General features: G+C 71.4%; 1 protein-coding gene. It reads right to left on the bottom strand.

Features of this window, described 5'->3' with window-relative positions:
- Nucleotides 1-1238, bottom strand: a 1238-nt coding sequence (locus tag HMPREF1137_RS02695) for a DNA polymerase III subunit gamma and tau (RefSeq protein WP_007588633.1), incomplete at its 3' end; no start/stop codon positions are given.
- Nucleotides 1239-1366 lie beyond the last annotated feature (128 nt).

Below are 1366 nucleotides of genomic sequence, written 5' to 3'. Positions count from 1 at the left end.
AGGGCCTCGCGGGCCTCGCGCGCGCCGAAACGGCCCGAGGAGGCCTCATGCGACGACGGCGCGGAAGCCTCTCGCGGCGCTCCCCCACCGGTCATGCCGACCGTTCCCTGCACGGGCCCAGGGGCGGGCGCGGCGGTGGGAGTCGGCACAAGGATGCGCCCAACGAGGAGCTCGAGCTGCAGGCGGGGCGAGGTCGCGCCCGTCATGGCTCGCAGGGCCTCGTCGGTCAGGTCGGCTGCGCGGGACAGGCCGTGTGGCCCCCAGTTCTGGGCCTGGCGCTGCATACGCTCGAACTGGTCGTGCGGGGTGTCCGCCAGGACGTCGCGCGCGCCGTCCCCGGCGACCGCGATGATGAGGAGGTCGCGCAGTCGCTGGAGGAGGTCCTCGACGAAGCGGCGCGGGTCGTGGCCGGACTCGACCATGCGCTCGACGACGCGGAAGGCTGCGGCGCCGTCGCCGCCCGCGAGAGCGTCGACGGATTCATCCAGCAGGGCGGAGTCCGTGTAGCCGAGCAGCGCGACGGCCGTCTGATAGGTGACCTGGCCGTCGATCGCGCCGGCCATCAGCTGGTCGAGCACCGAGAGAGTGTCGCGCACCGAGCCGCCGCCCGCGCGCATGACGAGGGTCAGGACGCCCTCGCCGACTCCGATGTGCTCCTCGGCGCACAGGCCCGTCAGGTAGGGGCCGAGGACGTCCGGTGGCACCAGGCGGAACGGGTAGTGGTGGGTGCGCGAGCGGATCGTGCCGATGACGCGCTCAGGTTCCGTGGTCGCGAAGACGAACTTGACGTGCTCGGGCGGCTCCTCGACGAGCTTGAGCAGCGCGTTGAAGCCCTGGTTCGTGACCATGTGGGCTTCGTCGATGATGAAGATCTTGTAGCGGTCACGCACCGGCGCGAAGGTGGCGCGCTCGCGCAGGTCGCGAGCGTCGTCAACGCCGCCGTGTGAGGCCGCGTCGATCTCGACGACGTCGAGCGAGCCGGGGCCGCCGGTGGCCAGCTCACGGCACGATTCGCACTGGCCGCACGGGGTGTCCGTGGGGCCCTGTGCGCAGTTCAGGCAGCGCGCGAGGATGCGCGCCGAGGTGGTCTTGCCGCATCCGCGCGGCCCGGAGAACAGGTACGCGTGCGTCACGCGATTCGCGCGCAGCGCCGCCTTGAGCGGCTCCGTCACGTGTTCCTGGCCGATCACCTGGTCAAAGGTGTCGGGGCGATACCGGCGATACAGAGCTGTGGTCACCCTCCAAGCCTAGTTGTTCCCACCCTCATCTGCGCCCCGCGCCGCGCGTTCCACACGCTCTGTGGTCCTCGTTCATTGACGAGGCCGGGGCGGGGGCATGGGGTCAGGGCGGGGTGGGTATGCGGGAG

Source organism: Actinomyces sp. ICM39 (assembly GCF_000282935.1).
Taxonomy (GTDB): Bacteria; Actinomycetota; Actinomycetes; order Actinomycetales; family Actinomycetaceae; genus Pauljensenia; species Pauljensenia odontolytica_B.
Note: the sequence above shows the minus strand (reverse complement) of the source record. Positions and strands in the feature narration are given on the sequence as shown.